This is a genomic window from Micrococcus sp. KRD096 (assembly GCF_017168495.1).
In the GTDB taxonomy this organism is placed as follows: domain Bacteria; phylum Actinomycetota; class Actinomycetes; order Actinomycetales; family Micrococcaceae; genus Micrococcus; species Micrococcus luteus.
Genome location: NZ_JABFAY010000047.1, coordinates 1 through 424, shown reverse-complemented (window position 1 = coordinate 424; position 424 = coordinate 1). Strand labels below are relative to the sequence as shown.

Sequence of the window (424 nt, the reverse complement as noted above, 5' to 3'; positions counted from 1 at the left end):
GTGGCCGATCTGCCCACTGATGCCCTTGCCGATGTCGGCGATGCCCTTGAGGCCGTTCTTCAGGACGCTGCCCAGGCCCTTGACGATGGAGGCGACCGGCAGGGCCTTGGTGGTGGGGAAGAGCACGCCGAGGAACGCGAGCCCGAGCTGGAGGCCGCTGGCCTTGCCCTGGGTGAAGTCGACGATGGTCTTGATGAGCAGGACGGCGTTCATGCCCCAGGCGAGGATCGCGAGGACGCCGCCGGTGAAGATGGCGATGACCGACAGGACGATGGTCAGCCACTCGAAGGCTTCCCAGAACAGGTCGCAGTCGCTGACCGGCTGGACCATCAGCGACCCGGCCGAGGTCAGCGCCTTGTCCAGGGCGCCGGCCGCGCTGCTGAGCGCGCTCTTGGCCTCGTCGGCCCGGTCCTTGTAGGTCTCC

Annotated in this window: 1 protein-coding gene; it reads right to left on the bottom strand. The window is 67.9% G+C overall.

The features are described from left to right. On the bottom strand, nt 1-424 hold a 424-nt coding region (locus tag J1M41_RS11390; protein WP_206451776.1), incomplete at both ends, for a hypothetical protein.